31 protein-coding genes are annotated in these 26,220 nt (G+C 38.9%); 20 read left to right on the top strand and 11 right to left on the bottom strand.

The features are described from left to right. The first annotated feature begins 22 nt into the window (after window positions 1–22). From J1N10_RS08190 to J1N10_RS08175, 4 genes are all read left to right on the top strand, one after another. Window positions 23–775, top strand: coding sequence for a uroporphyrinogen-III synthase (locus tag J1N10_RS08190; protein ID WP_262326206.1), 753 nt, complete (start codon window positions 23–25; stop codon window positions 773–775). 67 nt (window positions 776–842) lie between these two features. Beyond that, the gene (gene rnpA / locus J1N10_RS08185; protein ID WP_262326205.1) at window positions 843–1,241 is read left to right on the top strand and encodes a ribonuclease P protein component; all 399 of its coding nucleotides are present in this window, start codon (window positions 843–845) and stop codon (window positions 1,239–1,241) included. Beyond that, window positions 1,231–1,500 (top strand): membrane protein insertion efficiency factor YidD, encoded by a 270-nt coding sequence (gene yidD, locus J1N10_RS08180; RefSeq protein WP_262326204.1) that lies wholly within the window; start codon window positions 1,231–1,233, stop codon window positions 1,498–1,500. Before rnpA ends, yidD begins: the two co-directional genes overlap by 11 nt. 70 nt (window positions 1,501–1,570) lie before the next feature. Then, a complete protein-coding gene (locus tag J1N10_RS08175) occupies window positions 1,571–2,023 on the top strand; it encodes a DUF2147 domain-containing protein (RefSeq protein ID WP_262326203.1) in 453 nt (150 codons plus the stop codon). On the opposite strand, the gene J1N10_RS08170 is transcribed toward J1N10_RS08175, so the two are convergent. Beyond that, a complete protein-coding gene (locus J1N10_RS08170; RefSeq protein ID WP_262326202.1) occupies window positions 2,020–3,093 on the bottom strand; it encodes an acyloxyacyl hydrolase in 1,074 nt (357 codons plus the stop codon). The two genes, J1N10_RS08175 and J1N10_RS08170, sit on opposite strands and share 4 nt — an antisense overlap. Before the next feature lie 105 nt (window positions 3,094–3,198). Between J1N10_RS08170 and J1N10_RS08165 the strand changes: the two genes are divergently transcribed. The 3 genes from J1N10_RS08165 to J1N10_RS08155 are packed head-to-tail and all read left to right on the top strand — an operon-like array spanning window position 3,199 to window position 6,534. Next, window positions 3,199–4,566, top strand: coding sequence for an NAD-dependent succinate-semialdehyde dehydrogenase (locus J1N10_RS08165; RefSeq protein WP_262326201.1), 1,368 nt, complete (start codon window positions 3,199–3,201; stop codon window positions 4,564–4,566). A gap of 18 nt (window positions 4,567–4,584) precedes the next feature. Continuing rightward, window positions 4,585–5,049 carry a regulatory protein RecX gene (locus tag J1N10_RS08160; RefSeq protein WP_262326200.1) on the top strand — a complete coding sequence of 155 codons (465 nt, stop codon included), beginning with the start codon at window positions 4,585–4,587 and terminating at the stop codon, window positions 5,047–5,049. Window positions 5,050–5,061: 12 nt separating this feature from the next. Next, complete coding sequence (locus tag J1N10_RS08155; RefSeq protein ID WP_262326199.1) at window positions 5,062–6,534, top strand: LPP20 family lipoprotein; 1,473 nt, start codon at window positions 5,062–5,064, stop codon at window positions 6,532–6,534. Window positions 6,535–6,569: 35 nt separating this feature from the next. On the opposite strand, the gene J1N10_RS08150 is transcribed toward J1N10_RS08155, so the two are convergent. Then, complete coding sequence (locus J1N10_RS08150) at window positions 6,570–6,965, bottom strand: hypothetical protein (RefSeq protein ID WP_262326198.1); 396 nt, start codon at window positions 6,963–6,965, stop codon at window positions 6,570–6,572. Between the two features lie 139 nt (window positions 6,966–7,104). Between J1N10_RS08150 and J1N10_RS08145 the strand changes: the two genes are divergently transcribed. Beyond that, complete coding sequence (locus J1N10_RS08145) at window positions 7,105–7,500, top strand: rhodanese-like domain-containing protein (protein WP_262326197.1); 396 nt, start codon at window positions 7,105–7,107, stop codon at window positions 7,498–7,500. Window positions 7,501–7,554: 54 nt separating this feature from the next. Here J1N10_RS08145 and J1N10_RS08140 read toward each other — a convergent pair whose 3' ends face one another. Together J1N10_RS08140 and rfbB are read right to left on the bottom strand one after the other, a co-directional pair. Beyond that, window positions 7,555–9,369, bottom strand: coding sequence for a methyl-accepting chemotaxis protein (locus J1N10_RS08140; RefSeq protein ID WP_262326196.1), 1,815 nt, complete (start codon window positions 9,367–9,369; stop codon window positions 7,555–7,557). Between the two features lie 360 nt (window positions 9,370–9,729). Then, window positions 9,730–10,782: a dTDP-glucose 4,6-dehydratase gene (gene rfbB / locus J1N10_RS08135; RefSeq protein ID WP_262326195.1), complete on the bottom strand. Its 1,053-nt coding sequence runs from the start codon at window positions 10,780–10,782 to the stop codon at window positions 9,730–9,732. A gap of 16 nt (window positions 10,783–10,798) precedes the next feature. Between rfbB and J1N10_RS08130 the strand changes: the two genes are divergently transcribed. From J1N10_RS08130 to J1N10_RS08100, 7 genes are all read left to right on the top strand, one after another. Continuing rightward, window positions 10,799–11,269 (top strand): DUF7670 domain-containing protein, encoded by a 471-nt coding sequence (locus J1N10_RS08130; RefSeq protein WP_262326194.1) that lies wholly within the window; start codon window positions 10,799–10,801, stop codon window positions 11,267–11,269. Window positions 11,270–11,375: 106 nt separating this feature from the next. After that, a complete protein-coding gene (locus J1N10_RS08125) occupies window positions 11,376–11,861 on the top strand; it encodes a deoxycytidylate deaminase (protein ID WP_262326193.1) in 486 nt (161 codons plus the stop codon). A 30-nt stretch (window positions 11,862–11,891) separates the two neighbouring features. Further along, a complete protein-coding gene (locus tag J1N10_RS08120; RefSeq protein ID WP_262326192.1) occupies window positions 11,892–13,508 on the top strand; it encodes a S41 family peptidase in 1,617 nt (538 codons plus the stop codon). 205 nt (window positions 13,509–13,713) lie between these two features. After that, window positions 13,714–13,980: a DUF4834 family protein gene (locus tag J1N10_RS08115; RefSeq protein WP_262326191.1), complete on the top strand. Its 267-nt coding sequence runs from the start codon at window positions 13,714–13,716 to the stop codon at window positions 13,978–13,980. Window positions 13,981–14,028: 48 nt separating this feature from the next. Next, complete coding sequence (locus J1N10_RS08110; protein WP_262326190.1) at window positions 14,029–14,709, top strand: hypothetical protein; 681 nt, start codon at window positions 14,029–14,031, stop codon at window positions 14,707–14,709. Window positions 14,710–14,773: 64 nt separating this feature from the next. Next, on the top strand, window positions 14,774–15,463 hold the full coding sequence (locus tag J1N10_RS08105) for a hypothetical protein (protein ID WP_262326189.1): 690 nt from the start codon (window positions 14,774–14,776) through the stop codon (window positions 15,461–15,463). 69 nt (window positions 15,464–15,532) lie between these two features. Then, window positions 15,533–16,216: a hypothetical protein gene (locus tag J1N10_RS08100; RefSeq protein WP_262326188.1), complete on the top strand. Its 684-nt coding sequence runs from the start codon at window positions 15,533–15,535 to the stop codon at window positions 16,214–16,216. Window position 16,217: 1 nt separating this feature from the next. Here the strand turns inward: J1N10_RS08100 and J1N10_RS08095 are convergent, their stop codons facing one another. Further along, the gene (locus J1N10_RS08095; RefSeq protein ID WP_262326187.1) at window positions 16,218–17,471 is read right to left on the bottom strand and encodes a DEAD/DEAH box helicase; all 1,254 of its coding nucleotides are present in this window, start codon (window positions 17,469–17,471) and stop codon (window positions 16,218–16,220) included. Window positions 17,472–17,604: 133 nt separating this feature from the next. Then, the gene (locus J1N10_RS08090; protein ID WP_262326186.1) at window positions 17,605–17,964 is read right to left on the bottom strand and encodes a MotA/TolQ/ExbB proton channel family protein; all 360 of its coding nucleotides are present in this window, start codon (window positions 17,962–17,964) and stop codon (window positions 17,605–17,607) included. Window positions 17,965–18,184: 220 nt separating this feature from the next. On the opposite strand from J1N10_RS08090, the gene J1N10_RS08085 reads away from it, so the two are divergent. The 5 genes from J1N10_RS08085 to J1N10_RS08065 all read left to right on the top strand — a co-directional run bounded on the left by J1N10_RS08085 (window position 18,185) and on the right by J1N10_RS08065 (window position 21,986). After that, entirely contained in the window at window positions 18,185–19,249 is a 1,065-nt protein-coding gene (locus J1N10_RS08085; RefSeq protein WP_262326185.1) for a sensor histidine kinase, read from the top strand. Further along, the gene (locus J1N10_RS08080; RefSeq protein ID WP_262326184.1) at window positions 19,236–19,937 is read left to right on the top strand and encodes a LytR/AlgR family response regulator transcription factor; all 702 of its coding nucleotides are present in this window, start codon (window positions 19,236–19,238) and stop codon (window positions 19,935–19,937) included. The genes J1N10_RS08085 and J1N10_RS08080 overlap by 14 nt, the downstream gene beginning before the upstream one ends. A gap of 185 nt (window positions 19,938–20,122) precedes the next feature. Then, window positions 20,123–21,199 carry an amidohydrolase family protein gene (locus tag J1N10_RS08075; protein WP_262326183.1) on the top strand — a complete coding sequence of 359 codons (1,077 nt, stop codon included), beginning with the start codon at window positions 20,123–20,125 and terminating at the stop codon, window positions 21,197–21,199. A gap of 159 nt (window positions 21,200–21,358) precedes the next feature. After that, window positions 21,359–21,601 carry a DUF2007 domain-containing protein gene (locus tag J1N10_RS08070; RefSeq protein ID WP_262326182.1) on the top strand — a complete coding sequence of 81 codons (243 nt, stop codon included), beginning with the start codon at window positions 21,359–21,361 and terminating at the stop codon, window positions 21,599–21,601. 4 nt (window positions 21,602–21,605) lie between these two features. After that, complete coding sequence (locus tag J1N10_RS08065) at window positions 21,606–21,986, top strand: hypothetical protein (RefSeq protein WP_262326181.1); 381 nt, start codon at window positions 21,606–21,608, stop codon at window positions 21,984–21,986. A 100-nt stretch (window positions 21,987–22,086) separates the two neighbouring features. On the opposite strand, the gene J1N10_RS08060 is transcribed toward J1N10_RS08065, so the two are convergent. From J1N10_RS08060 to J1N10_RS08040, 5 genes are all read right to left on the bottom strand, one after another. Further along, the gene (locus J1N10_RS08060; RefSeq protein ID WP_262326180.1) at window positions 22,087–22,926 is read right to left on the bottom strand and encodes a sulfurtransferase; all 840 of its coding nucleotides are present in this window, start codon (window positions 22,924–22,926) and stop codon (window positions 22,087–22,089) included. 18 nt (window positions 22,927–22,944) lie between these two features. Then, on the bottom strand, window positions 22,945–23,964 hold the full coding sequence (locus J1N10_RS08055; protein WP_262326179.1) for an OprO/OprP family phosphate-selective porin: 1,020 nt from the start codon (window positions 23,962–23,964) through the stop codon (window positions 22,945–22,947). Between the two features lie 64 nt (window positions 23,965–24,028). Further along, on the bottom strand, window positions 24,029–25,021 hold the full coding sequence (locus J1N10_RS08050) for a rhodanese-like domain-containing protein (protein ID WP_262326178.1): 993 nt from the start codon (window positions 25,019–25,021) through the stop codon (window positions 24,029–24,031). A gap of 54 nt (window positions 25,022–25,075) precedes the next feature. Further along, window positions 25,076–25,531 carry a rhodanese-like domain-containing protein gene (locus tag J1N10_RS08045; protein ID WP_262326177.1) on the bottom strand — a complete coding sequence of 152 codons (456 nt, stop codon included), beginning with the start codon at window positions 25,529–25,531 and terminating at the stop codon, window positions 25,076–25,078. 60 nt (window positions 25,532–25,591) lie between these two features. Further along, entirely contained in the window at window positions 25,592–26,218 is a 627-nt protein-coding gene (locus J1N10_RS08040) for a cytochrome b/b6 domain-containing protein (RefSeq protein WP_262326176.1), read from the bottom strand. Window positions 26,219–26,220: the final 2 nt, after the last annotated feature.

Raw genomic sequence — 26,220 nt, 5'->3', positions numbered from 1 at the left:
GTTGAATTTAAATTGAAGTACATTGAAGATTAAAAGAATCCTGGTTTCACAACCCAAACCCTCAACACCCAAATCTCCCTACTTTGATTTGGCTGAAAAAAGCAATCTGAAAATTGATTTCAGACCTTTTATTCAGGTAGAAGCGGTTCCTGCAAAGGAGTTTAGAACGCAAAAGGTTAATATTCTTGACCATACAGCGGTTATTTTTACAAGTAGAACAGCCATTGATCATTACTTCCGCATTGCAGAAGAAATGCGTGTGACTGTGCCGGATACGATGAAGTATTTCTGTATCTCGGAAGCAACAGCCTTCTATTTGCAAAAGTACATTGTGTATCGTAAGCGTAAGATTTTCCATTCGACTGGTAAGTTTGCCGACTTGGCTGATGTGGTTAAGAAACACAAAGACGAAAGCTTCTTAGTACCTCTTTCTGATATTCATAAGCAAGAAATACCAACATTGCTGAATAAAGCAAAAGTGAAATATACAAAAGCCATTTTGTATCGTACTGTAAGTAGTGATCTGAGCGATTTAAAAGACGTTAACTACGATGTGTTGGTGTTCTTTAGCCCATCAGGGATAGCATCGCTAATGCAGAATTTCCCTGATTTTGTTCAGAACGAGACAAAAATAGCATCATTCGGACCAGCTACTGCCAAAGCAGTGAAAGATGCTGGTTTACGTCTTGACATTCAGGCACCAATGCCGCAAGCACCGTCTATGACAATGGCTTTGGAGCAATACATCAAGAAGTTTAACAAAGGACAAAAATAATACAAGCAGCCCGAGGCTGATGAATCCTCTTTGTCATTGGCAGAGAGGATTTTTTTATCTTAATAGGATGGAACAACAACGATTTACCTTTAATAAGAACGAACGCCTGTGTAGTCGCACGACTATTCAGGAGCTGTTTACAAAAGGGAAATCGTTTGTAAAATATCCATTTCGGGTAAGTTTTATGCCCATTAGTCCTGAGGAGCAAGGCAATGCTCAGATTTTAGTTAGTGTGTCGAAAAAACGCTTTAAACGCGCCTACAAACGGAATCGGTTAAAACGTTTAACCCGCGAAGCCTATCGCTTAAATAAAGCGTCATTTATAGCTGCCTTACATGAAAAGGATGTGAAATTGGCAGTTGCTTTTATCTATTTGCCAACCGATATGTTAGATTATGCATCTGTTGAAAAAGGGATGAAGAAAGCCTTAAAAAAAGTAATTAATGATTTGAGCAATGAAGGATAGAATTGTCATACGATTCATCAAACAATTGATTTCAATTCTGCGAAGTGGTCTGGTTGCTCTTTTGCTGATTCCGGTAAAATTATACCAATGGTTTATTTCTCCTGTGTTGGGTGCTTCGTGTCGCTATACGCCAACTTGCTCGCAATATACCATCGAAGCACTTAAAAAACACGGCCCGTTCAAAGGTTTGTACTTATCTATTAAACGTATTTTAAGCTGCAACCCCTGGGGTGGACATGGGCACGATCCGGTTCCTTAATTTTCAGCTTATTTTACTATATTGCCGACCAATTGTTTTTTTGAATAGGTTGTATGATAATGCTTTGAATATGAAGAAATACTTATTAAGCCTGGCGTTAATGCTGTTGTCTTTGACGATGTTTGGGCAGAAAAACACCAAAGTAGTTGGCACCTGGTTAACGCAGGATGGGGATTCGAAAGTTCAGATTTCGCAGACAGAAGAAGGAGTGTTTAAAGGTCAGGTTATCTGGTTAAAGAACCCAACAGAAAAGGATGGATCTGATAAGCTGGATAAACACAATCCGGATGAAGAGTTAAAGCAGCGTAAAATAATGGGATTGGAATTGCTGAAGAACTTTGAGTATGACGAAGACGATGAGGAATGGACTAATGGAACAATTTACGATCCGAAAAGTGGGAATACTTATAAATGCTACATGTGGTTTGAAGGAAACCCAAATAAGTTGCAGGTGAAAGGCTATATTGGTTTTTCACTAATTGGTAAAAAAGTAAGCTGGACACGTGTGGTAGGCGATGCCTAAAACATTAATCCAAACTGAAAAGATAAATAATCGGCTACGCGTCCGTGAGCCTTAAGATTTACGCCCGTCATAAGATGGGCGTTTATTTTATAGCGTAAATAATAGTTTTGCAGTAACTGGTTGGGTGCCTTTTCTCCCTTTAAAAGATATGGTCCAATCTGTTGGCCAAAACGCAACCTGCCAAGTAGAAATTCATTGCCAACTAGTGGTGCGATACTCCATTGATCGATGCTCTCCTGGTAGTCGCCTATTTCTTGAAATTCAATTAACCCGGATAGTGTTAGTGCATTAATGCGCGATACCTGCCAGCTTTGGTTAATAATTAATGTGGCAACCTGAAGGTTATTGGTATTGGTAGTGTCTTCTTTGAGCGAATAACCTGCCAGCAAATCAAATCTTTTATCTTTTTTAAACTGTCGCAATTTCTTTTTGGGTGGAACCATGTAATAGTTATTCGAAAATTCCATCCCTATTGCAATTACAGGATAGTTAATCCCCAGGTTCGGTTGTTTGATACCTCCGTTCGAAATATGTTGATACGAGGCTGTTGCCTTAATGGCTAGTTGTTTGTTGAAATAATAATAAGCACTTGCTCCCCCAAATATTGGGAAGGCGAATTGAGTGCTGTAGGTAAGGTTCTGTGGGTTGCTCATTTCATCATATGGATGACTCATATAAGCCAGGCCTCCGCCAATCTTTATGGAGTAACGCCAGCGTCCGCGAGGCTTGATGTATGGTTCTATATATGCGAGTCCTGTAATAGAATAACCTAAGTCCTCATGAGTAAAGTTAACATAGTTCAAGCCAAGTCCCCATTTGATAAAAGTGCCAAATGTTTCGCGAATATTGTCGGTAAGCAAGAGTTGACTTATTTCAAATTCAACACCATAAGGATTGGTACCGTTATAAGGGTACAATGATTTGGTATGCACCTGAAATTTGCCATAATATAACGATGCACCATAAAAAAGCGGTTTGTCAGATTGGTTTGTCTGACCAGAGGCTAATGTGCTAAATGCTAGAAAGGTAATAAAAAGTATGAATGGTATTTGCTGCGATTTTGTGTGCATAATAATAGCAATATAAGACATAATGCAGTTAATTTCCCGACAAATATCTTTTTAGGTTCATTTTTTTCAGCGTACTTTTAAGGAGCTTACCATAATCTGAGAATCATGTTTTTAAAAAGCATTAATCCGGCAACCGGAGAAATAATAAGAGAATACGAAGAATTCCATTCGGATGAAATAGATAATGCCATTGAGGCCAACTATCAGGCTTATAAATTATGGCGTAAACAACCAGTAAGCAAAAGGGCTGATTTGTTGTTAAAAGCTGCACAGGTATTGCGTGAAAAGCAAGAAGGTTTGGCATTTAACATTACTGTTGAGATGGGAAAGAACATCAAGGAAGCCCGGACTGAAGTTGAAAAGTGTGCCAAAGTGTGTGAATATTATGCCGAGAATGGTGCTGAATTTTTGTCCAATGAAATCATCGCTACCGAAGCACAGGAATCCTTCGCTTCTATCCAGCCAATAGGTCCGGTGTTGGCGATTATGCCCTGGAATTTTCCTTTGTGGCAGGTCTTTCGCTTTGCGGCTCCAACATTAATGGCCGGTAATGTTGGCTTATTGAAGCACGCATCGAATGTGCCTGGATGTGCTTTGGCAATTGAGAATGTGTTTGTGGAAGCCGGTTTTCCTCAAGATGTATTCCGAACGCTTTTGGTACGTAGCAGCAAAGTTGAGAAAATTATTGGCGATAAGCGGGTGAAAGCCGTTACCTTAACAGGTAGTACACCAGCTGGAAAAGCTGTGGCGGCAACGGCAGGTAAATATTTAAAGAAGTGTGTATTGGAATTAGGTGGAAGCGATCCGTATCTGATACTAAAAGATGCTGATTTGGATGCTGCCGTTGAGGCGTGTGTTGCAGGTCGTATTTTAAATGCAGGCCAAAGTTGTATTGGAGCCAAACGTTTTATTATTGTAGATGAGGTTTATGAAGAATTTGCCAACAAGTTTACGGATAAAATGCGCGACATCACCCTTGGCGATCCGTTTGATGAGAGTAAAGATATCGGCCCCTTAGCACGTTCAAATTTCCGTGAAGATATTCATCGACAAGTAGAAAACAGTGTGAGTAAAGGGGCTAAGCTATTAACTGGTGGTTATATCCCTAATCGCGATGGAGCTTATTACCCGGCAACAGTGCTTGGCGATGTGCAAGAAGGCATGGTGGCGTATCACGAAGAGTTGTTTGGCCCGGTGGCTTCCTTGATTCGGGCAAAAGATGAAGCAGATGCCATTCGCATTGCCAATGATACAGTATTTGGATTAGGGGCTGCAGTATTTACAAAAGACATTGAAAAAGGCAAATACATTGCTGAATATGAGCTGGAAGCAGGCTGTTGTTTTGTCAACGATTTTGTGCGTTCCGACCCACGTATGCCATTTGGTGGTGTTAAAGAAAGTGGCTATGGGCGGGAGTTATCCTACCATGGCATGATGGAGTTTGTGAATGTGAAAGGGGTATATGTAAAGTAAAGTATCTAACTTATCTGTATGGATTACCGTCAGGCACTTAATAAAGCAGCTGCTTTGTGTTCGCGCAAAGAGTATTGCAGCGCCGATATTCAAAAAAAACTGGTAAATTGGGATTTGTCTGAAGAAGAGGTGGATAAAGTGCTCAAGTGGTTGATTGATGAAAAGTTTATCGATGATGAGCGTTATGCCGGCTACTATGTGCGCGATAAGTTTCGCTTTAATGGCTGGGGACGCATAAAAATTCGCTTTCAGCTAAGGGGTAAACATATCGCATCTTCACTGATTGACGAAGCTTTGGAGCAGATAAATGAAGAGGATTACATTGAAAAGCTGGCAGAATTATTGCATAGTAAAAAGCGGCAAATCAAAAACAAGGATGTTTGGCAAACAAAGGCAGCTTTAGCCCGGTTTGCGCAATCCAGAGGTTTTGAACCCGATGTGGTTTTTCGACAAATAGACCAGATTTTAAACGACATAACCTGAAGCATAAATAGTATGAAGAAACTTATTAAACAAAGGAGTAAGACAGAAGACGGAAGACAGAAGACGGAATGCAGGGGTGTTTTCCCGATTAAAAAGCTGGCAGGTTCCGGATTTATTCTGGCACTGGCCTTTTTGTTTTTATTGCCTCTAAATGCAGATGCCAAAAAGAAGCCCGCCTGGGTAAAGCAGCGCCCCAATGATCCAGCTTATTACATTGGCATTGCTATGGTGCCTAAGCAAGGCAGTGCAGTCGAGTATAGGGAAAGTGCACGCGGGGCAGCGTTAAAGCTGATGAGTAGCGAGATTCAGGTCAATATCTCATCCAATTCAGTACTTAAGAAAATCGAAACCGACTATCAATATAAAGAGTCTTATGAGTCTAAATTGCAGGCTTCGGTTGAGCAAACGCTTGAGGGCTACGAGGTATTAACCTGGGAAAACCGTAAAGAATATTGGGTGATGACCCGCTTATCCAAGGAAAAATATGCACGCGCAAAACAAATGAAATTGGATAAGGCCAAGATGATGGCCGGTTCATACTTGTCTGATGCTCAAAAAGCCATTGATAACTATGATGCCTATTCGGCTTTAAACTACTTGGCCAAAGCTGCTGTCAGTCTAAAAGATCACTTGCAGGAGGATTTAACGTATAAAACGGTTGATGGAACTTATAATGTCGGTACAAAGGTTTTTGGAACAATTCAGGATGTATTCCGTCGTATTGAATTGGAACCAGTGCAGTCGCGCTATCAAATACAGTTTTCTAAAAAGCTGGAAGTGCCCATTGGTGTCAATGCATCATTTTTAGGTAATAATGGAGAAAAACGACCTCTGGCTGGGTTTCCTTTAAAATATCAATTTACAAAAGGCGAAGGTATCTTATCGTCGCAAAGTAAAACCAATCTCGATGGTTATACATCGGTGTCAATAACCCGACTTATATCAAAACGAAAAATGCAGGAAATAACTGCGGGATTTGATTTTAGTCACGTAGCCGAAGCGGAAACAGATGAGGAAGTTAAGCGCTTATTAAAAGTGTTTTTTCCTCAAAAACAAATGCCAACGGTAGGAATTGCAATAGAGGTACTGAAATCAAAGGCTTACCTGATTAGTGAAGAGAAGGTATTTGGAGAATTAAATGAAAGTGGTGCGTTTACCGGCATGCTGAAGACTGAGCTTAACGAAAACTTTTTCACCTTCACTAATAATATGAGCGAGGCCGATTTCGTCGTAAAAATTGCCTCTAATTTTGTTTCTGGCGATGAGCGCAAAGGAGAAGGGTATTCAGTTTTTACTGTGTTTGCCGATTTTACGATTTCAATCAAGGACTTAAATTCGCAAACCGAGATATTTACCGATAATTTAACAGGTATTAGAGGTATGCGTCCGGGTAATTTCGAATATGCTCTGAAAGATACACGAATCAAGTTGATTGCAGAGTTTAGAAAGAATATAGAGCCGCGATTGGAGCAAGTGGATATGTAATAGAAGGCCGGTTAGTTCAACTAACCGGCCTTTGTTTATTTTAAAAATCGATAGCGTATCCCAACATTACCGTAGACATACACATTTGAATTTCCAATTTGATTATCAAGTTCAAGTACTATGCTAAATGATTTCTTCTCGAATGGGTAAAAATCCATACCAATTGGAATCGAAGCCAGATCAAAGTCTGTTCCTACAAAACCAGCTCCGATATATCCACCAAAGTCATCTTTTTTTAGTAACTCTGCCTTAAAAGTTGCTTTAATTGTTGAATCTTCAAATTTTCCATCGTTAAATCCAAGTTCAACCCTGTATTTGTCATTAAACTTGTAATCAATAGAAAAATCTTGGGAGACGTTGGCGCTTACGCTCAATTGCGAATAAGATTCAATGCCCACAAGGCACAGAAGTGTTAATAATAAAACTCTCATAAATTATAAATTAAGATTAATATAAAGCAAGCAAATGTATTGCAAAATATTTATAATTAAGTTGTATAATTTACGCTTTACTCATCTAAAACCAGAAACAATTAACATTTGCTTGCGTATGCTTTCATAAAGTCATCTTATGCTTAAACTTTCGATTATATTCTCTTTTCTGCTATTAAGTGTTCTAAGGCTAGATGTTCAAAGTCCCAGGCGCGTCAGTCCCAAGCTTTTTTATTCACTTACTCAAAAGCATCCAAAGGCCATGATATTTGATGTGCGCCCTTCGGAGAAATATGCGCAATACCGTATTGAGGGTGCAATTCCTTTGCCCGAAAAGAAACAATTGTTGGATGTGGCAAAAGAACTTCCCCGAACCGATACTATTTTTATTTATTGCGAATTTGAATCACGGACAGGTCGTGTAGGAGAAATTCTCGATAGTCTTGGATTTAAGACTGTTTATGAATTAAAAGGCGGATTGATTAGCTGGCGAAGAAATGGTTTGCCATTGGATAATACCCAGTTGAAAAAATAATGCCTGATCAATATTTACTGATCAGGCACTATTAAGAATCGGATGTGTAATATATTATTCTTTGACCTTAAAGAAGCCAATCACTTCATTTAATTTATTGATCTCTTCAGAGAACGACTCGCTTAATTCAGATATTTTGTCTGCTGCCGCAGCATTGCCTTGCGAAACGCCATCCAGCTCAAGAATGGCATTGTTAACCTGTTTAGAACCTTCGTTTTGCTCATTGGATGCAGCAGATATTTCAGAAACAAGGTTGTAAGCTTTCTGAATATCCGGCACAAGCTTGTCAAATATTTCACCGGCTTTAATAGCGATTTCTACACCCGAGGTGGCATTGTTACTAATTTCATTGGCCGACTCACGACTTCGTTCAGCAAGCTTACGAACTTCGGCAGCAACTACTGCAAAACCACGCCCTTCTTCACCAGCACGCGCAGCTTCAACAGCAGCATTCAGTGATAAAATGTTGGTTTGCATCGCAATCTCTTCAATCAGCTGTACTTTTTCAGCAATGGTTTTAATGCCTTCTACAGCTTTCTTTACGATTTCACCTCCGTTACTGGTATCTTTAAAGGCTTGCGACATTAGTTGCTCGGTCTGTTTCGAATTATCTGCATTTTGACTGATATTGGCACCCATCTCTTCCATCGAAGCGGATACCTCTTCGGTTGATGTGGCCTGTTGCATCGAACGGCTCGATAATTCATTGGCCGAATCGGTTAATTTTGTTCCGCCTTCAGATATTAATTGAGCAGTTTGTTTGGCTTGTAAAATAACCTCTTCGATTTTTCCTGTCATATGACCAAAGGTCTGTGCTAGCTGACCTATTTCATCATTTCTCTGCTTTAAATCTTCATTGATTTTTACCGAAAGGTCACCTTCCGATAAGGAGTCGGCAATTTTGATTAGCTCAAGAATAGGCTGTGCCAGTGAACGTGATATAAAGTAGGCGGTTACCAATGAAAGTATAATGAAAACAATACCGATGATAAACGAGATGTTACGGATTGGATTGAGCATTTTAACCAATTCGTAAGTGGGCACCGACATCACTATTTTATGGGCAGTATTGCCAATGTTCATATAAACAAGTTCATAGGCGACATCATTGATTGGGTATTCACTAATCAGGCCATTATTGGCATCGTTGAGGATAGTTTTTGAAGCATCACCAACTATTTCACTTAAGGCTTTATTGATATCTTCGTTGTTTTGTGAAAGTTTAACAACGCCTTGGTTATCAACAACCCACAGCAGGCTGTTGTCACTAAATTTACGTTGAGTAAGATCACTTACCAATTGGTCGATGTTAATGCCAACACCAGCAACACCAAGCGGCTGATCTAAATCGCCCATTATAACATTTATAAACAGGGCAGTTTGATCTAATTCCCGATTATAATCGAGGTTCGATTGAACACGTTTTTGACTATTTAATGTATTGAAAAACCAGGCATCATCCGGGTCGTCTTTAGAAACAACATCCAGCTTTTGATAATTATGAGACCAGAAGTTGTGAGTGGTAGCATTAACTGCAAATGAGGTCAAATAACCAAAGTCATTAACGACATCATCTAATTTTTTTAGGCTGAGCGATTTTAGGTTTTCATCCATTTCTTCATCGCTAAACCAGTTCATAATTGTTGGATCGTTAGCAATGGCTTGCGATGTTTCAATTGCTTTTTCGAAGCTTGTTCGAAGGTCACTTTGCGAAGCTTCTGCAAAATTATGCAATTGCTGGGTTCTGATGTTTTCTGTTAACCGATCACTTACGGTGTAATAGAAGGTCAGGCTTATGGCTGCAATCACCATAAAAACCACAGATCCAAAAGACAATAATATCTTGGATCGAATGCTACTTAGTTGCATACAACATACTTTTATTTTCCTACTTTATTCGGAATAAATTAAACACTTAAGATTCCCCTTATCGATATTTTTAAACAGGCTATTCACCCCTGTTTGATTTCCGATGGTTACGAATACGGATGAAAGTCAAAAAAGTTGTATGATATATGAGTCAACTATGTACGAATGCGGTTAATGTGCAGGTAATAAGGCATTAATGGAAGTATTAAATGATTGTTAACTTGGCATGAATGGATCCAAAATTAAATCATACTAGTTATTATGCTGCCGTAATTGGTGTTTAGAAATGGTTTTGACCATTCTTTTTGTCAACAAGGCGCAAATTGCTCTGCGCCTTATTATTGTTGAATTAGCAATTATTTATCTGTCACTATATTGTTCGTTGTAATAGTTCTCGTAATCACCTGATATAATGTTATTCAGCCACTCTTCGTTATCCAGATACCAGTCAACGGTTTTTTCAATACCTTCTTCGAATTGAAGCGAAGGCTGCCAGTTGAGCTCTTTAGTGAGCTTAGTAGCGTCAATGGCATAACGCATATCGTGCCCTGCACGATCCTTCACAAAGGTGATGAGCTGTGCCGATTCGCCAGCTTGGCGTCCCAGCTTTTTATCCATCACTTCGCACAGTTTATGGATGAGGTCGATGTTAGTCCATTCGTTAATGCCGCCAATGTTATAAGTCTCGCCATTTTTGCCTAGGTGGTAAATGTCATCAATGGCACGGGCATGGTCGAGTACATATAACCAATCGCGTATATTCTCACCTTTGCCGTAAATAGGAATGGGCTTATTGTTTTTGATATTATTGATGGACAGTGGAATTAGTTTTTCCGGAAACTGATTGGGACCGTAGTTGTTGGAACAGTTACTAATAACCACCTGCATGCCATAAGTATGATGGTAGGCGCGCACCAAATGGTCGGAACTGGCTTTTGATGATGAATAAGGACTTCGCGGGTCGTAAGCGGTGGTTTCGGTAAAAAGGCCGGTTTCGCCCAAAGAGCCATATACTTCATCGGTCGAAATATGATAGAACAAGTGTTTATCCATGTTATCCTTCCAGGCTGATTTGGCTGCATTCAACAAATTAACCGTTCCTAATATGTTGGTTTTGATAAAAGCCAGTGGATCGGAAATGGAACGATCGACATGTGATTCGGCTGCCAAATGAATGACCCCATCGAAGGTGTATTGGGCAAATAATTCGTTCATTTTATCAGCATCGGTTATATCGGCCTTGATAAACGAATAGTTGCTCTTCGACTCAATATCTTTCAGGTTTTCAAGATTGCCAGCGTAGGTGAGAGCATCCAGATTGTAAATATGGTAATCGGGGTATTTTTCCACGAACAAACGAACAACATGTGATCCAATAAATCCGGCACCGCCGGTAATCAATATCTTTTTCATCGAATTAGTTATCTATGTGAGAAGCAAAAGTATTAAGATTATTAGTGGGCTGCAAATCCTTGACCTACGACTCAATTCGTCGTATATTCCATATATGGCTAGTCGAAGTAAAATATTGTATTGGACACCCCGTGTCATCTATATAGCAACCGTTGCATTTATATCGCTTTTTGCTTTAGATGCTTTTGATTCTACTTTCAATACCTGGCATCAGATACGGAATTTTATTATGCACATGATCCCTTCTTTTGCATTGATAGCATTCTTAATTTATGTTTGGCGCAAAGAATTAACAGGAGGGAGTATTCTCATTTTTTTGGGTTTGGCTTTATCAGTATTGGTGTTTCGTCATAATTTCAGGATGAATCATTCGGTTTTTAAAAGCCTTCTGCCCGTTTTTTTATTGACACTTCCATTTTTTATTACTGGCATTTTATTCATTATCGATTACTTTCATCGGAGAAAACGACGTAATATTTTGCATTAAAACAGTATCACATTGTTGTGGATAATGCTGTTAAGCCTATTCTTTTCAGATAGTAACTTTTGTCCGAAGCATATTTTGTTACTTTTGTAACAAGCAATCTTAAAATATGCATAAAGACGATAAAAAACAGAGAAAGCAGTTTCTGCTTGACCAACGCTATCTGGCCATGGCACGCATATGGGCACAAAATTCCTATTGTGTTCGCCGGCAAGTGGGGGCTATTATTGTTAAAGATAAGATGATTATCAGTGATGGCTATAATGGCACACCATCGGGTTTTGAAAACGAATGTGAAGATTGTGATAACAAGACGAAACCTTATGTGCTTCATGCCGAAGCGAATGCGATTACTAAGGTAGCGCGTTCAAATAATAGCTCCGATAATTCAACTTTATACGTAACTGCTTCACCTTGTATTGAATGTTCTAAACTTATTATCCAGGCAGGAATCAAACGTGTTGTCTTTGCCGAAAAATACCATAATACAGACGGGTTGGATCTACTAACCAGGGCTAACATTGAAGTTGTTCATATCGAAGATGAACTCATTAAGGTAGAAGACGGTTTAATAATTGGAAGCTCACAACAATAGATACGACTTATAGCATAAAACTAACGAAACATGTCAAATACACGCAAGCAAATATTTATGCCATTCCTGTATGCTCTTTTGGTGGCATTAGGGGTTTTTATAGGAAGAAATTTTATAAAATCTCCAGGCCCGGGCAGTAGTAATCCTTTGATGATCTACCCACAGGCCAATAATAAGTTGGATGGTATAATAACTCTGATTGAAGATGAATATGTTGATACGATAGATCGATTGAGTATTGAGGAGCGAATTATTCCGGAAATCTTGAAAGATCTTGATCCCCATTCGGTTTATATACCTGCCAAAGATTTAAACAAAGTGAACGAGGAATTACAAGGGAATTTTGGCGGCATCGGCGTGCAGTTTAGCATGCAGAACGATACCGTGATGGTGATTCAGGTGATTCAGGGCGGGCCATCGGAGAAAGTTGGTATTTTGCCGGGTGACCGCATTGTAGCCGTTGATGATTCGATTATTGCCGGTAAAAATATTGCCACTAACGATGTAATGAAGAAGTTGAGAGGTGAGATGGGGACCGATGTTAAAGTTGGAGTGCTTCGTCGTCCTAATAAAGACTTGATTGATTTTAATATAACACGTGGTAGTATACCAATCTATAGCGTTGAGGTGAGTTATATGGTGAACGAAACCACCGGTTATATTAAGGTTGACAAGTTTGCACAAAATACATATCAGGAGTTTTTAACGGCGTTGGCAAAGCTTAAGGCTAATAATTGCCAGGAGGTGATTATTGATTTTCGAGGAAACTCGGGAGGGCTGTTAGATGTAGCGATTCGCTTGTGTAACGAATTTTTACCGGCGAAAGATTTGATAGTGTATACAGAAGGAAAAGCACAAAAACGTCAGAATGTGCATGCCAACGGCGCCGGAACCTGCCAGGACACAAAAGTGATTGTGCTGATAGATGAATTTTCAGCCTCAGCCAGTGAGATTTTTGCAGGTGCTATTCAGGATAACGACCGAGGGTTGGTGATTGGTCGACGTTCCTTTGGTAAAGGACTGGTGCAACAGCAAATCCCTTTATCCGATGGTTCGGCATTACGTTTAACGGTTGCTCGCTACCATACGCCTAGTGGACGATTTATTCAAAAACCATATGACAATGGTAATGAAGATTATTACGAAGATATCTATAAGCGTTATGAACATGGCGAATTCTTTAATCAGGATAGCATTGAGTTTGATGATGAATTAAAATACACCACTAAGAATGGACGTACTGTATACGGAGGAGGTGGCATAATGCCCGATATTTTTATTCCTCGTGATACAAGCATGATAACAGATTATTTCTACAAACTAAGGATGAATGGTATTATTTATCGCTATGCCTTACAATATACCGATAATCATCGTGCAAAATTAGAGGCGTATACTAATGCTGAAGCTCTGGAAAAATACCTGGACAAACAGGCATTATTGAGCGATTTCCTCCGCTTTGCCAAAGATAAAGGTGTTGAATATAGTAGTAAAGAATATCAAACGTCAAAACAGTTGATTGAGATTGAGTTAAAGGCTTATATTGCCCGTAATATGATAGATAACGAAGGGTTTTATCCAATTCTCCACCGGGTAGACGATATTTTCCAAAAAGCGGTTGAAGAAGCTGGGAAACTGGAAAGTTAGGACTGAATTGTGACATTAAATACAAAGGATCGCATCTTTACTTGTTTTATCGCAAATAAAGATGCGATCCTTTTTTTCTTGAAACCGTGCCATTCTGTCAACTAAAACAGTTTAGAGTATGAATACTTGACATGAAGATCCCTTGCACTTAACTTTTGCACGATAATTGTCGTAATCATCTTATCTTTGATTAAAACTAATTGATATGCTTGTAGGTCTTTTTAAAACAATATTTTTTCTAATCACATTTTATTACCTCTTTAAAATAATTGGGCGCTTGCTACTTCCTTACCTGATGAAAAAAGGAGTTGAACGAATGCAGAAGCAACAACAAGGGGCTGCCAGCAATTATCAACAACAAGCACAGCAACAAGAAGGAAAAGTAACGGTACAAAAAAACTCTCAAAAGAAGTCAAACCATGTAGTGGATGACAATGAAGGTGAATATGTTGATTTTGAAGAAGTCAAGTAGGTTTTGACTTAATAGGATTTTTTATAATTTTATAAAAAGTCCAACCCTATGAAAACTTCACTTATTTTTTTAGTCTTATTATTGCCCTTTGCTATAGATGCACAAGATTATCTGGCTTCACCTGAATTTAATAAGTTTTGGCGAGATGTCGAACAAAGCCACTTTATAGAAGGAAAGGAAGAAGCTAATTATAGCGGGACTCCTTATCTGTTTGAAAGTAATTTTTCATCAATTCTGCTTCAAGATGGACATATAATTGATAGTTTGACCATTCGTTATAATGTTTATAATGATAGGATGGAGATTAAAAAAGGTGAGAATTTTTATGCCATTCCGAAAGAAAAACTATTTCCGCACATTGTGTTAGAGGATCGTCACTTCTATTTAAAGATCTTTAAAGAAACCAGTAAAAGGCAGATAGGTTATTTTGAATCTATTGTTAATGATTCGTTATGTAGTTTGTATTTGAGGCATAATGTTTTTCTACAAGAAGCAAGTGAACCAAAACCCTTCCAGGATGCAAAACCTGCAACGTTTAAGAGTAAGCCCGCAGACTTATTTATCACGTTTGATGCAGAAGTTTTGCTACTAATAAAAAACAAGAACGACTTTCTGGATATTACTCCTGATCATCAAAAAGAATTAGCAGCTTTTATTAAAACCAATAAAATTAAGTTTAAAAAGCCCGAAAGTGTCAAACTATTGGTTGAGTATTATAATGCACTTTGATAGACATCAAAATACCAAATTTATATAGATGTTCCTTTATTACCCATACCCAAATAGTTAAATTATGAAAAACTTAATTACAAGTGTCGTTCTCATTATAATAGGACTTTTTTCAATTAAAGCTCAAACCGGAAGTATTCCGGATTATGAAGTTTTTATGAGAGAACTGGGCTCCTCAAAAGTTAGAGTGTCCGAAAGTACAGCAACTTATAAAGGGTCGCCCTATTTATTTGCCGTTGAAGATGCAAGTATTATTCGGTCTGACAAAGAAGTTGTTAAGGATTTAAAAATACGATATAATGCTTATGAAGATCAAGTTGAAATTGATAAAGATGGTCAGTATTATATTGTTCCTAAAGAGGATATTTTTTCTGAACTCAAACTGGGAGATAAGATATTAGAATTGAAAGCATACACCTCAACAGCGAAGAAGAAAACAGGATATTTTGTTACAGAAATTAAAGGGAAACTGACCTTATATTCACAATATCGAGTTATTCTCAATGAACCTGAAGAGCCAGGTGCTTTTAAAGATGCAAAGCCTGCTGAGTTTATCAAGAAACAGCCAAAAGCTTTTATCGCATGTGAAAATGGCGATTTAATGAGCATTAAAAACAAAAATGACTTTCTAGAATTAGCTCCTGATCATCAAAAGGAATTGGGTTCTTTTATCAAAACGAATAAAATCAAGTTTAAGAAGCTGGAAAGTATAAGATTGCTGGTGGATTACTACAATTCTCTAAATAATAAATAATTATATTATAATTAGGCTTTTGACTGAGAAAGTTTTAAATTAGGTCTAGATAAACTAAACCTATTTTATATGAAAGCAGTTTTTTTAACTCTTAGCTTAACTTTAATTACTTCATTGGTTGTCTCTCAAGATATGATAAGTCCCCAATTTGAAGAGTTTTGGATGGATTTTAAAGGTCAAGAAATAATTGATGGAGTTCAATCTGTCAACTACAAAGGGTCACCGCATATTTTTGAAACAACTAGCGCTTCAGTTTATCTTGATGAAAGAAAGAAGATTGAGGGATTAACAATACGTTATAATGTTTATAATGATTTGATGGAAATTAAGAAGGGAGAGAAGTTTTATAATATACCGAAGGAGAGACTTGTTCCAAAAATTCAATTAGATGATCATTTATTTGTGCTGAGGTCGTTTAAGCTTTCGAAAAATAAGGAGATTGGATATTTCGAATCCCTCTTTGAAGAAGAGGGAAAATGTAGTTTGTTTTTAAAGCATAAAGTTATACTAAAAGAGGGAGAAGAGCCAAAGCCATTTCAGGAAGCGAGACCTCCAGAGTTCAAAAAGCACGCTCCAACTACATTTATGACGTTTGGTGAGGGGTATTTAGTTCCTGTTTATAACAAAAATGACTTTATTAGGCTAATACCCAAGCACCACAATGAAATAGCTCAATATTTGAAAAGGAACAAAATCAAGTTTCGTAAGCCCGAAAGTGTCAAAGAATTAGTTGAATACTATAACTCCTTATAGTTTATTTCTTCTTTTTCTTTGCGCGTTTCTTTTTGATGGCCATAAATTCGGCTTCATCTTCTTCTGCTTGTCGCATCAGTGTTTTCCAATCGGCATGCGTTTCGGTTGAGAAGTCAATGGTATCGGCATATTCTTCGTGGTCAATGTCGGTTACATCAATAGGATAGCCAGTATATTCTTCAATGGTGGCCAGAAGCTCTTTTTCTTCTTCGCTGCAGAAAGCAATGGCGGTTCCTTTTTGCTTACCACGACCTGTTCGTCCAACGCGGTGAACGTAATTCTCAGGTTGCTCAGGTAGGTCGTAGTTAACCACAATGTCTACATTAGGGATGTCGATGCCTCGTGCGCTTACATCGGTGGCGATAAGAAGCTTAATTTCACCTGTCTTAAATTGCTTCATAACCTGGTCGCGTTCGTCCTGTGTTTTGTCACTGTGAATGGTGACAGCCTCCATCTTCACTCGTTCCATGGCTTTAAGCACACGTTCGCAACGTACTTTGGTGCGAACAAAAGCCAGAATTTTTTTATCAGGATTACTTCTCAGTACGCGTTCCAGAAAGAAGCGTTTATCGTCCATCTTGATAAAGGCCACCGAATGCTCAATGTTCTTGGCCACAGGGTTTTTAGGCGATATCTGAATGCGAATAGGTCGACGAACCAAAGAATAGGCCAGCTTTTTGATTTTTTTATCAATGGTTGCTGAGAAAAACAAAGTCTGACGTTGTTTAGGCAAGTATTTTATTAAGTCCTGAATGTCCTTGTAAAAGCCCAAATCGAGCATGTGGTCGGCTTCGTCCAGGACTAAAATCTCAGCGTTATAAACCTTCACCACGCCTTGGTTGATATAGTCGAATAAACGTCCGGGTGTAGCTACTAACACATCTGTACCTTTTTTCAAACGCTCCACTTGTTCGGTTTGGTCAACACCGCCGTAAATAGCTGTGAATTTTAACGCCGTATTTTTACCGATCTGTTTAAACACATCGGTGATTTGCTTGGCCAGCTCGTGCGTTGGTACCATTACGATACAGCGTACACCAGCGTCGCGGTTTTTACGCTTTTTCTGAAGCAACTGAAGAATTGGAATGACAAAAGCTGCCGACTTACCTGTACCTGTTTGGGCAATGGCCAGCACATCTTCTTTCTCCAAAATGGCAGGTATTGCTTTAAACTGAATATCAGTGGGGCGCTTGTAGCCTAATTGGTCAATGCTTTTGGTAATCTTCTCGTTTAAGCCAAACTCTTCAAACTTCATCGTGTATCAATTTTCGGCAAAGATACGATTAAAAGTAAGATTGTGATGGTTGTTAGTACTTTGATGATGATTGCAACTGATGTTATCACGTTGAGTGATAACATCAGTTACTTTTTAATATTGAAATAGTCTGCTAATTGTTGATTTTCAGGCGTAATAAATACCAACATACATATGCAATAAAAAATAAAGATAAGCCATAAATTGTGCTAATGCTGGCTGCTTTTAATCCCCCTGCTAAGGCCGATTGTGACACACTTCCCATGCGCTGAATCACGTCTAAAATTTCATACATGCCAATGGCATTCCATACCAGACCGGCAAAGAACGCAAGACTACCAAGATAAAGCACACTGTTCAGTTTCTTTTGTGATGCCTCTTGGCCTTTAAAAAGATAATACGCATTTAGGATGGCCATAACAATGGCTGCAATGCCAAAGCCTGTAATAACAGACATTCCCAGAATGCCACCTTGTACTAAAAAATCAATCATGATGAATTAATTTGGTTTAACAATATATGCCAAACATATGGGGCAGCCATAGGTATTCAAAAGAAATGCGATGAACGTTATTAAAAGTAAGCTGAATGAATCAGAAACGATGTTTACGGTACTTTGTGTTGTTGGTCGCGTGTGACAAACCGTTGAACGCAAATTTGGTTCAGATTTAAAGTTGCCGGGCAATTTTTACTAATTTGGTGCAATGCTAACGATGGAGAATATTAATAAGCGACAACTCATCATAAATGGTGTCTTTGCTCTTTATTGGTTGTTTGCCTATTATTTCTTTAAGCTGTTTTATGGAGGTTGGGATGCGCCGGAAAAGGTGTCGCTCACGTTTACATTGATATTTCTATTTATCTCTTTTGCCTGTGTCGATATTCACCATCGCTTTGTAACAAAGACCAATCTTGCTGGTCGGCGATATTTTCGTTTTATAATCTTCTCACTCTTTGTGTTTGTAACAGCTTTTTGGCTGGAGAGTATCCTAACCTTTATTCTGCACTTTTTCTTTTGGAGTTTCGATAATGCTGATAAGATAGAAGAAGCCAATCGTGTCAGATACCAGGTGGGAGGTGTAAATATGATTGTATTTGGAGGGGTGGCTTTTCGTTTTGTTGTAGAAACATTAAGCCTTCAACGGCAGAAGGAAGAAAAGGACAAACAGGCCTTTGAGGCTCATTTAAAGGTTAAAGAGGTAGAGCTCGATTTGCTCAAAAGCCAGGTTAATCCACACTTTTTATTCAATGCACTAAACTGTATTTATGGCTTAAGTCTCGAAAAGTCGGAGCATACGCCGGAGGTGATTATGCAACTGTCAGAGATACTGGATTATATGTTGTATAAAAGTAATGATGAGGTGTTGTTGAGTGATGAAATAAAGCAAATTGAGAACTATACAGCCATTCAAAAAGTGCGTTTTGGAGAGAGTTTACAACTCACATTTACCAAGGAGCTGGAGCGAGATTTTAGCATGGCACCTCTCTTGCTTCTCACTTTAGTAGAAAATGCCTTTAAGCATGGAAAACCGTCAAAAGATGGCATCCTAAAGGTTGATATCCATATAAAAGCCAAAGAATCTATCCACTTTTTTGTGTGTAATTCCTGTAATGGAAACGAAAAAAGTGAAATAGCGACAGGCGGTATTGGTTTAACCAATCTCAAGCGACGTTTAGAGTTAATGTATGGTAATCGATTTATGCTTACAACCGAAAGGGATGAGGCCACTTTTGAAGCCATCTTAACCATTAATTCAGTAGGTAATGAAGAAGAGTAAATGCATTATTATTGATGATGAGCCAATTGCAATCAGAATACTTGAAAGGCATCTGAAAGCTTTCCCTGAAGTGGAAATAGCAGAATCATTTACTTCAGCTTCTAAGGCATTAACATTTCTGCGCAACCATCAGGTTGATATCATCTTTTCAGATATTGAAATGCCACTAATGAATGGTATTGAGTTCTTAAAGTCATTACGCCATCAGCCAGCTGTTATTTTTACTACGGCTTATCGTAATTATGCCGTAGAAGCCTATGATTTAGATGTGTTGGATTACCTGGTTAAACCTATATCTGTTGAAAGACTGGGGCGTGCCATTGACCGCTATTATGAGCGCTTAGGGATTCATACAACAAATGATGTAATCAATGATAAGGCGATAATTAATATAAAAGCCAATAAAGAGATTATTCGCCTGTCAATAGACGATATTTGTTATATTGAAAGTTTTGGTGATTATGTGATAGTTTATCACCAAAATGGGAAACTTACTTCGCGCGAACGCCTTAGTCACATGGAAGCGCAACTAACTCCGAATGGTTTTATTCGAATTCATCGTCAATATCTGGTTGCCAGTAAATATATAAAAGCCATTAAGGGCAATGTGTTGCAAGTTGGCGGCCAACTGCTGCCCGTGGGGCGCACATACCGGAGTTGCATCAATAAGCTTTTGACAGGTCTGTAATTTCTATCAAGAGGGAAATTATTTTTCTTCCTGATGAAAATATATTTTCATCTTGATGGAATTTTAATTGTCTCTTGACGAAAAACTTTTGGTAAGAGTGTATTGACTTCGAAATGCCAGGCAACTTTTAAAGCTCCCTACTTTTTCACTATCATTGTTGCCGTTTTCTAACCTAAAACAAAACGATGATTTACAACAGTCACATCCACACCTTTAAGGATGCGGATATTCCACGGGGCTTCCTGCCATTAGGACTTGTCCGTGTGTTATCAACTAAGCCGGGCTTTAAAGTTATATCCCGCATCTTAAACAACATCAACCCATTTTCGGATAACGATGCTTTCGACCGCTATGTTAAGTTTGTAGAGATTGGTCGCCTGGGTAACCAGGAAGCTATATTTAAAGAGTGCCAGCGCTTTTATCCAGCGAACAGTAAATTTGGTGTGCTGGCTATGGACATGGCCTACATGGGAGCCGGCAAAGTGCCACGGGCCTATATTGAGCAACTACGCGAGTTAGGTGAGTTAAAGCAAAAGCATCCAGAAGTGATGCCTTTTGTACATATCGACCCGCGTCGTGAAGGGTATATGGATATTTTAAAGCAATGTGTTGAAGAGTGGGAGTTCAAAGGTGTGAAAGTGTATCCGCCATTAGGTTATTTTCCTTATGATGAACGCATGTATCCGGTGTATGAGTATTGCCAGAAACATACTTTGCCTATTATCACGCATTGTAGCCCGTTTAACCCGGTACATTTCAAGGGGAAGAAAAAAGAGCTTAAGAAACTGCTGAAAAAGTCGCACGATAAGATTGATACACGAGGCATGAGCCGTAAGGTGATGTGTTCACAGTTTACCAATCCGCTCAATTGGAAGTATGTGATGGCCGATTTTCCTGATTTAAAAATTTGCCTGGGACATTTTGGTTCGTCGCATTACTGGAAAGAGTTTCTGGATAATCCTGGTAATAAGGATAATTGGTTTTTAATCATTAAAGAGATGATTGAGAAATATCCGAATTTGTATTCCGACATTTCTTTTACACTCAATGAGCAGGAGTTTTTCCCGATGCTAAAAGTGTTGTTACAAGATGAGGTTTTAAAGCCGAAAGTGCTGTTTGGCTCCGACTATTACATGGTGGAGACTGAAGCTACCGAGCGCCGTTTTAGCATTGATTTAAGGGCTTATTTGGGAGAAGATGATTTTAGGACAATTGCCAATGATAATCCGGAACGGTTTTTTAAAACAAACCTGGATGATTAATTCCAGCGTTATTGCGAACAATTTTAAAAGTTAATGATGTCATCGCTAAGAGCGATGACATCAGTTTTGTACAAATTATAAACCGGCATGGGACACTTTAGCGCTATACACAGCTCTTTATCTATTGATTTGCTCGTTTACTATTTGTAAGTTGCTGATATGAGTAACGAAGAGGATAAACAGTTAACAGTTGAGGTGTTCTCAGGCACGTTATGGGAAGCAGAAATGATACGTACACTACTGGAAGCTTCTAATATTTCTAATTTCATGAAAAACAGCTTACTAAATGTACATTTATATGAACCCATTCAATCAGAGGGTGCTAAAATTATTGTGCTGGAAAAGGACGAGAAAGAAGCTCGCAAAATAGTGACTGACTATATTGATAACCAAAATAAATGATTGTATGAATGTATTAGTATTAATGGCCGGAATCGTAGCCGGACTGGCAACATTAGGGCACTTCACTGCCGGAACAAAGATGTATCTGAAACCTTTCCTGGCATGCGATTTAGAGACAATACCCAAAAATGTGATTCTATCCGTTTTTCATTACATCTCGGTTTACCAGATTTTATCATCGCTGGTTTTGATAATGGTAGGTATCAACTACGAAAACTGCATGTACGACCCAACTATGGTACTTAATTTTATTGGGATGAATTATGCCTTTTTTGCAGGTGTACAGATAATTGTTGGTCTTTCTTCATCGGTTAAGGGAGGCTTATTCAAAATGTTCCAGTGGGTTTTCTGGGTGTTGATTGCGGTATTGGTTTTCCTTGGATAAGTAATTCGGAAGGATGCCATCCTTTTGTTTCGAAAAACAGGCTGCTCAAGGATTGAGAGCAGCCTGTAAAAATCAAGTTAAACTGATTTAATGGGTATTTTTAAGAAACCACTTTGTTGGCAGTCACCCACTCGTTGTAGGCACCATCGTATACTTTAACATTTTTGTAGCCAAGTTTGGTGGTCATAATGGTGTATAATAATCCGGCACGTGTACTTGTCTGGCAATACAGAATCACTTCTTTATCTTTTGTTACGCCTTTTGACGCGAACAACTTGTTTAATTCCTCGGCCGATTTTAGTAAGCCTTTGTCATCCCGCATCAGGTCAGAGTTGATGCTGACAGCGCCTTCGATGTGACCCTTGCTTTTGGGGTCGGTGCCATTGAAATATTCATCTTTACGGGCATCAACCAATACTACATTAGCATTACTTTTTTTAGCTTTAACATCGGCCATCGATAAGTAAACCGACTTATTTAGTTTAGCCGTAACAGTTGTTTTCTTAGGCATTTTAGGCATGCGTGTTACCGGTTTGCGAGCCGCTTTCCAGGCATCCAGGTTGCCATCTAGTAATTTCACATTAGTAGCGCCCATCATTTTCATTATCCAGTACATTCGGCCTGCATTGCTGCCTTTGTTGCAATACAACACAATCTCTTTACTGAAGTCAACACCGTGGGCTCCCATTATTTTGCACACTTCGGCATCGCTTTTTAATAGGCCTTCAATCGGTGTTTTGGTTGATAATTCTTCGACCGGAAAGCTAATGGCATTACGTATGTGTACTTTCTTATATTCTGCATCTTTGCGGGCATCGATAATGATGACCTCTTTGCTGTTGATTTTACCAGCCAGTTCTTTAACCGAAATAAAATCGCCCTGTGCAGCTGCTCCCAGTGTATAAATAACAAGCGCTGCTATTATACTTATTCTTTTCATCTTCTTTGTTTTTATCGATTAAAATTTCACTTGTAGTTGCATGTAAAGACCATCGTTTTTTACTTCTGTTGGGTCTTCTGCTCTGTATAGGTAATTTACTTGCAGGCGCGTCCAGTCGTTAAAGAAGTAGTTAACGCCAAATGTCATCACGTCTTCACGATAGTCATTAATACCAGCATCAAAAAATTCATATTTAAATACTGGCTGAACATTATACTGCGTCATGTACATGGCTTGCACATAGGCACCTTTACGCTCGTCGCCAATAGGCAATAATTCGCCTCCGCAACCACCACCTAATGAACGGTCGATAGCGCCTTCATCATAAATATATTCACCTAATAACTTAAAGTTACCATAGTTAAATTCAGCTTCAACAGCATAAGAAGTTCGTTCTTCGCCTTCGTCGGCCAAAGGATATGCTTTACGGTAACTACCACCAAGGTATAAGGCGTCAAATGGATGTAAGATAATTCGTCCTACAAAATCTTTTTTATTGTTATTTTCATGATTTAGTGTTCCAACACCATTCATAAAAGCAAGGCGATATTGCAAAAATGTTTCGCGGTTACCACCAAGCACCATGATGCCCATATCGCGCTGAGGTACTATAAACTGGTCGACAGCGCGCGAACGAAAAATTGTATGAAGACCGCTACAAGCTGTACCGCCTAAATCCATACTAAATGGGTTTTTAAATGAACCAACAGATATCTTGGCCCAATCCCAACGGTTATATGAAATAAAAGCATCTAACAAATAAGCGCTCCCATTTCCGCTAATCATCGGGCTCATTTCCATTAAAACGTAGTAGGAGAAGTCGTAAGGAATATTGCCAGTGGCTCCTATGCGGGCACGCCTGAAGTTAAAGGCGTTTTCTGTGTCATCAGTAAACTGATAATTGTATTCCGTTTGTAAGTAACCAAACATTTTAAGCATCTGGTCGCCTTCGGCCGGTTCTTCGCACCCCTGAGCAAACCCTTTGGCCGGCAGTAATAGGATGACTGCAAAGGCCAATAGAAAAATATTTTTAATCATAGTAACTTGATTTTTAATGTGTGAAGCAAGCCGCTTTTGCAAACGGCTTGGTAATAATTCCTGATTACTGGACGAGTGGTAAATCTTTAGAATTAGAGTCACCACCCCATTGGTTAGTTGACCAGCTATCTTCTGAGTTGAATAGCTTATTCATTCCAAATGTTAAGCTATACGCATCGTATCCCAATACTCTTAAGTAAGCCGTAACAACAGCGGAAGTTTGACCAGTATAGCAATAGGTGATGATATCTTTACTTGGGTCAATATTAGTCATCGATGCAACAGCTGCTGATGATGGATTAATTAATAACTCATGTAAACGGTAAGCACCATCAATATGGCCAAAAGCACCATAATCAGTTGTGTTAAAATAGTTGTTAATGTAGTAGTTGGTAGGAGTGGCTAAAACATCACTTGCTTTTGCTGTTTTAAAACCTTGTGACAAAACATACTCCACTCTTTCCTTAAGAATAGCTTCACCTGTGGTGGCTGTCGTCATAAATTCAGGGATATCATACACACTTGGTGTTGGAGCTGTAGCGTTGTAACTCCAGTTAGCATGTCCATCGGCTAAATCATCAGTTTGAGCAGACCAGCTGTCAGTAGCTGAGTTCCAACCACTCATACCCCACTTAAGCGCCTGAGCATCATGGTATCCGTATAAACGCAATAGTGAGGTGGCATAACAAGCTGTTTGGCCTGTATAACAAACCACCAAAATTGGTTTGGTTGCACTGGCAGCTTCTGTTAAAATATTAGCTAGCTGAACATTGACCGCTCCTGAAATATGGCCTGAAGCAAAAGCAGAAGCCTCACGAATATCAATGACATGTTTGGCGCTCAAATCACCATCAGCAGGGGCTGCCATTACAAACTTTTGTCCATCTGCATTTTTGAGCACGTGGTTCAAATCCATGTCAATGGTTACCAGGTGATCCATTAATACTTCAGCAGGATTAACTGCAGGTGTTTCATCACTATTATCATCTTTACAACCCGTAAAAAGCATTGCACTAATGGCAAGCATTAAAAAAGAATAACGAAATAGATTTTTCATAACTAAAAAGGATTTAATAAATAAACTGTATATAATCGATTGAATTATTTCACATTAACATCCACCACCATCGTCGTGCTCAGCCGGGCCACCAGCTAACATTTCCAGGTTTTTGTCGCAATAGTCGGGGTAAGTCAGTTCCCAGTTTTTCCAGCCACCTTCAAGTACCAAAACTTTCTCATAACCCATTGACATTAATGTCTCGGCCGTTAGCGTGGAGCGTTTGCCTTTTTTGCAATACAGGATTAATGTTTCTTTCTTTTCAGGCATATACAATCCTTCTGTTTCCCAGAATGATTCGGTGGCTATATTGAATTCGATGCTTCCGCGAGGGATATTGACGGAACCAGGAATAAATCCATAGTAATATTCATTGCTCTGACGTACATCAATCACATTAAAGATTTCTTCTGTTTCCATTATTTGCATCAGCTCGGCTGGCGTAACCTTTTTTACCACTTCGTTGGCCTGATCAACCATCATGTCAACGGTCAAGTTTGTTGGCCTCATTTGGCAGCTCATTATTGCCACAAGGCATGCTGTGTATATTAATAGCTTTTTCATAAGGTGTTATTTTGTAGTTTCTACTTGAACTTCTTTTTCATCATCATCCAATTCTTCATAACCTGTTATCATGGCTTGCAGGTTTGATGTAACCGTATGTCCGGTCGAAATCAGGTACAGGTGAGCAATCACAAAGGCCACCAATAGAAATGCACCCAATGTGTGCAGTACAGCAACTGTTTCTAAACCTTCCAAGGCAAATGGTTTATTTGGATAGTGGAAGAACAGGTAAAGGAATCCAGTAATCAGTTGAACAGGAAATACCAGAATGATTAACCCGAAATAGATATTCCGTTGAAGTGGATTTAACTTGCAGTCAACGGTTTTTTTCACGGGGTGAGGCGCTTTTTTAAAGATGCCTACCAGGTAGTACATCGCTTGTTGTTTCACGTTGTTGCGAACAGGTATAAACTGTTTGCTTTGTCCGGTTACCAGCATCCAGAAGATGGCAAATATGGTCAGTATTAAGAAGGCCCAGCCAGCTGCCGAATGCAAGCGAACCGATGTTTCAAAACCAAAAGCTTCGAAGGTACTGTGGATTTCAAATCCAGTTATCATTAATAAAAGGATGAGCACCATTTGCGTCCAGTGCCAGAAGCGTTCGAAGCGACTGTATATCTTTACGTTGTTCATAA

The organism is Carboxylicivirga litoralis, from assembly GCF_025499605.1.
GTDB lineage: Bacteria > Bacteroidota > Bacteroidia > Bacteroidales > Marinilabiliaceae > Carboxylicivirga > Carboxylicivirga litoralis.
Note: the sequence above shows the minus strand (reverse complement) of the source record. Positions and strands in the feature narration are given on the sequence as shown.

Excerpts from the sequence above, each read along its gene's own strand:
- rnpA (WP_262326205.1), top strand. The coding sequence starts at position 843 with ATGGAACAACAACGATTTACCTTTAATAAGAACGAACGCCTGTGTAGT.
- yidD (WP_262326204.1), top strand. The coding sequence starts at position 1,231 with ATGAAGGATAGAATTGTCATACGATTCATCAAACAATTGATTTCAATT.
- J1N10_RS08175 (WP_262326203.1), top strand. The coding sequence starts at position 1,571 with ATGAAGAAATACTTATTAAGCCTGGCGTTAATGCTGTTGTCTTTGACG.
- J1N10_RS08170 (WP_262326202.1), bottom strand. The coding sequence starts at position 3,093 with ATGCACACAAAATCGCAGCAAATACCATTCATACTTTTTATTACCTTT.
- J1N10_RS08165 (WP_262326201.1), top strand. The coding sequence starts at position 3,199 with ATGTTTTTAAAAAGCATTAATCCGGCAACCGGAGAAATAATAAGAGAA.
- J1N10_RS08160 (WP_262326200.1), top strand. The coding sequence starts at position 4,585 with ATGGATTACCGTCAGGCACTTAATAAAGCAGCTGCTTTGTGTTCGCGC.
- J1N10_RS08155 (WP_262326199.1), top strand. The coding sequence starts at position 5,062 with ATGAAGAAACTTATTAAACAAAGGAGTAAGACAGAAGACGGAAGACAG.
- J1N10_RS08150 (WP_262326198.1), bottom strand. The coding sequence starts at position 6,965 with ATGAGAGTTTTATTATTAACACTTCTGTGCCTTGTGGGCATTGAATCT.
- J1N10_RS08145 (WP_262326197.1), top strand. The coding sequence starts at position 7,105 with ATGCTTAAACTTTCGATTATATTCTCTTTTCTGCTATTAAGTGTTCTA.
- J1N10_RS08140 (WP_262326196.1), bottom strand. The coding sequence starts at position 9,369 with ATGCAACTAAGTAGCATTCGATCCAAGATATTATTGTCTTTTGGATCT.
- rfbB (WP_262326195.1), bottom strand. The coding sequence starts at position 10,782 with ATGAAAAAGATATTGATTACCGGCGGTGCCGGATTTATTGGATCACAT.
- J1N10_RS08125 (WP_262326193.1), top strand. The coding sequence starts at position 11,376 with ATGCATAAAGACGATAAAAAACAGAGAAAGCAGTTTCTGCTTGACCAA.
- J1N10_RS08120 (WP_262326192.1), top strand. The coding sequence starts at position 11,892 with ATGTCAAATACACGCAAGCAAATATTTATGCCATTCCTGTATGCTCTT.
- J1N10_RS08115 (WP_262326191.1), top strand. The coding sequence starts at position 13,714 with ATGCTTGTAGGTCTTTTTAAAACAATATTTTTTCTAATCACATTTTAT.
- J1N10_RS08110 (WP_262326190.1), top strand. The coding sequence starts at position 14,029 with ATGAAAACTTCACTTATTTTTTTAGTCTTATTATTGCCCTTTGCTATA.
- J1N10_RS08105 (WP_262326189.1), top strand. The coding sequence starts at position 14,774 with ATGAAAAACTTAATTACAAGTGTCGTTCTCATTATAATAGGACTTTTT.
- J1N10_RS08100 (WP_262326188.1), top strand. The coding sequence starts at position 15,533 with ATGAAAGCAGTTTTTTTAACTCTTAGCTTAACTTTAATTACTTCATTG.
- J1N10_RS08095 (WP_262326187.1), bottom strand. The coding sequence starts at position 17,471 with ATGAAGTTTGAAGAGTTTGGCTTAAACGAGAAGATTACCAAAAGCATT.
- J1N10_RS08090 (WP_262326186.1), bottom strand. The coding sequence starts at position 17,964 with ATGATTGATTTTTTAGTACAAGGTGGCATTCTGGGAATGTCTGTTATT.
- J1N10_RS08085 (WP_262326185.1), top strand. The coding sequence starts at position 18,185 with ATGGAGAATATTAATAAGCGACAACTCATCATAAATGGTGTCTTTGCT.
- J1N10_RS08080 (WP_262326184.1), top strand. The coding sequence starts at position 19,236 with ATGAAGAAGAGTAAATGCATTATTATTGATGATGAGCCAATTGCAATC.
- J1N10_RS08075 (WP_262326183.1), top strand. The coding sequence starts at position 20,123 with ATGATTTACAACAGTCACATCCACACCTTTAAGGATGCGGATATTCCA.
- J1N10_RS08070 (WP_262326182.1), top strand. The coding sequence starts at position 21,359 with ATGAGTAACGAAGAGGATAAACAGTTAACAGTTGAGGTGTTCTCAGGC.
- J1N10_RS08065 (WP_262326181.1), top strand. The coding sequence starts at position 21,606 with ATGAATGTATTAGTATTAATGGCCGGAATCGTAGCCGGACTGGCAACA.
- J1N10_RS08060 (WP_262326180.1), bottom strand. The coding sequence starts at position 22,926 with ATGAAAAGAATAAGTATAATAGCAGCGCTTGTTATTTATACACTGGGA.
- J1N10_RS08055 (WP_262326179.1), bottom strand. The coding sequence starts at position 23,964 with ATGATTAAAAATATTTTTCTATTGGCCTTTGCAGTCATCCTATTACTG.
- J1N10_RS08050 (WP_262326178.1), bottom strand. The coding sequence starts at position 25,021 with ATGAAAAATCTATTTCGTTATTCTTTTTTAATGCTTGCCATTAGTGCA.
- J1N10_RS08045 (WP_262326177.1), bottom strand. The coding sequence starts at position 25,531 with ATGAGGCCAACAAACTTGACCGTTGACATGATGGTTGATCAGGCCAAC.
- J1N10_RS08040 (WP_262326176.1), bottom strand. The coding sequence starts at position 26,218 with ATGAACAACGTAAAGATATACAGTCGCTTCGAACGCTTCTGGCACTGG.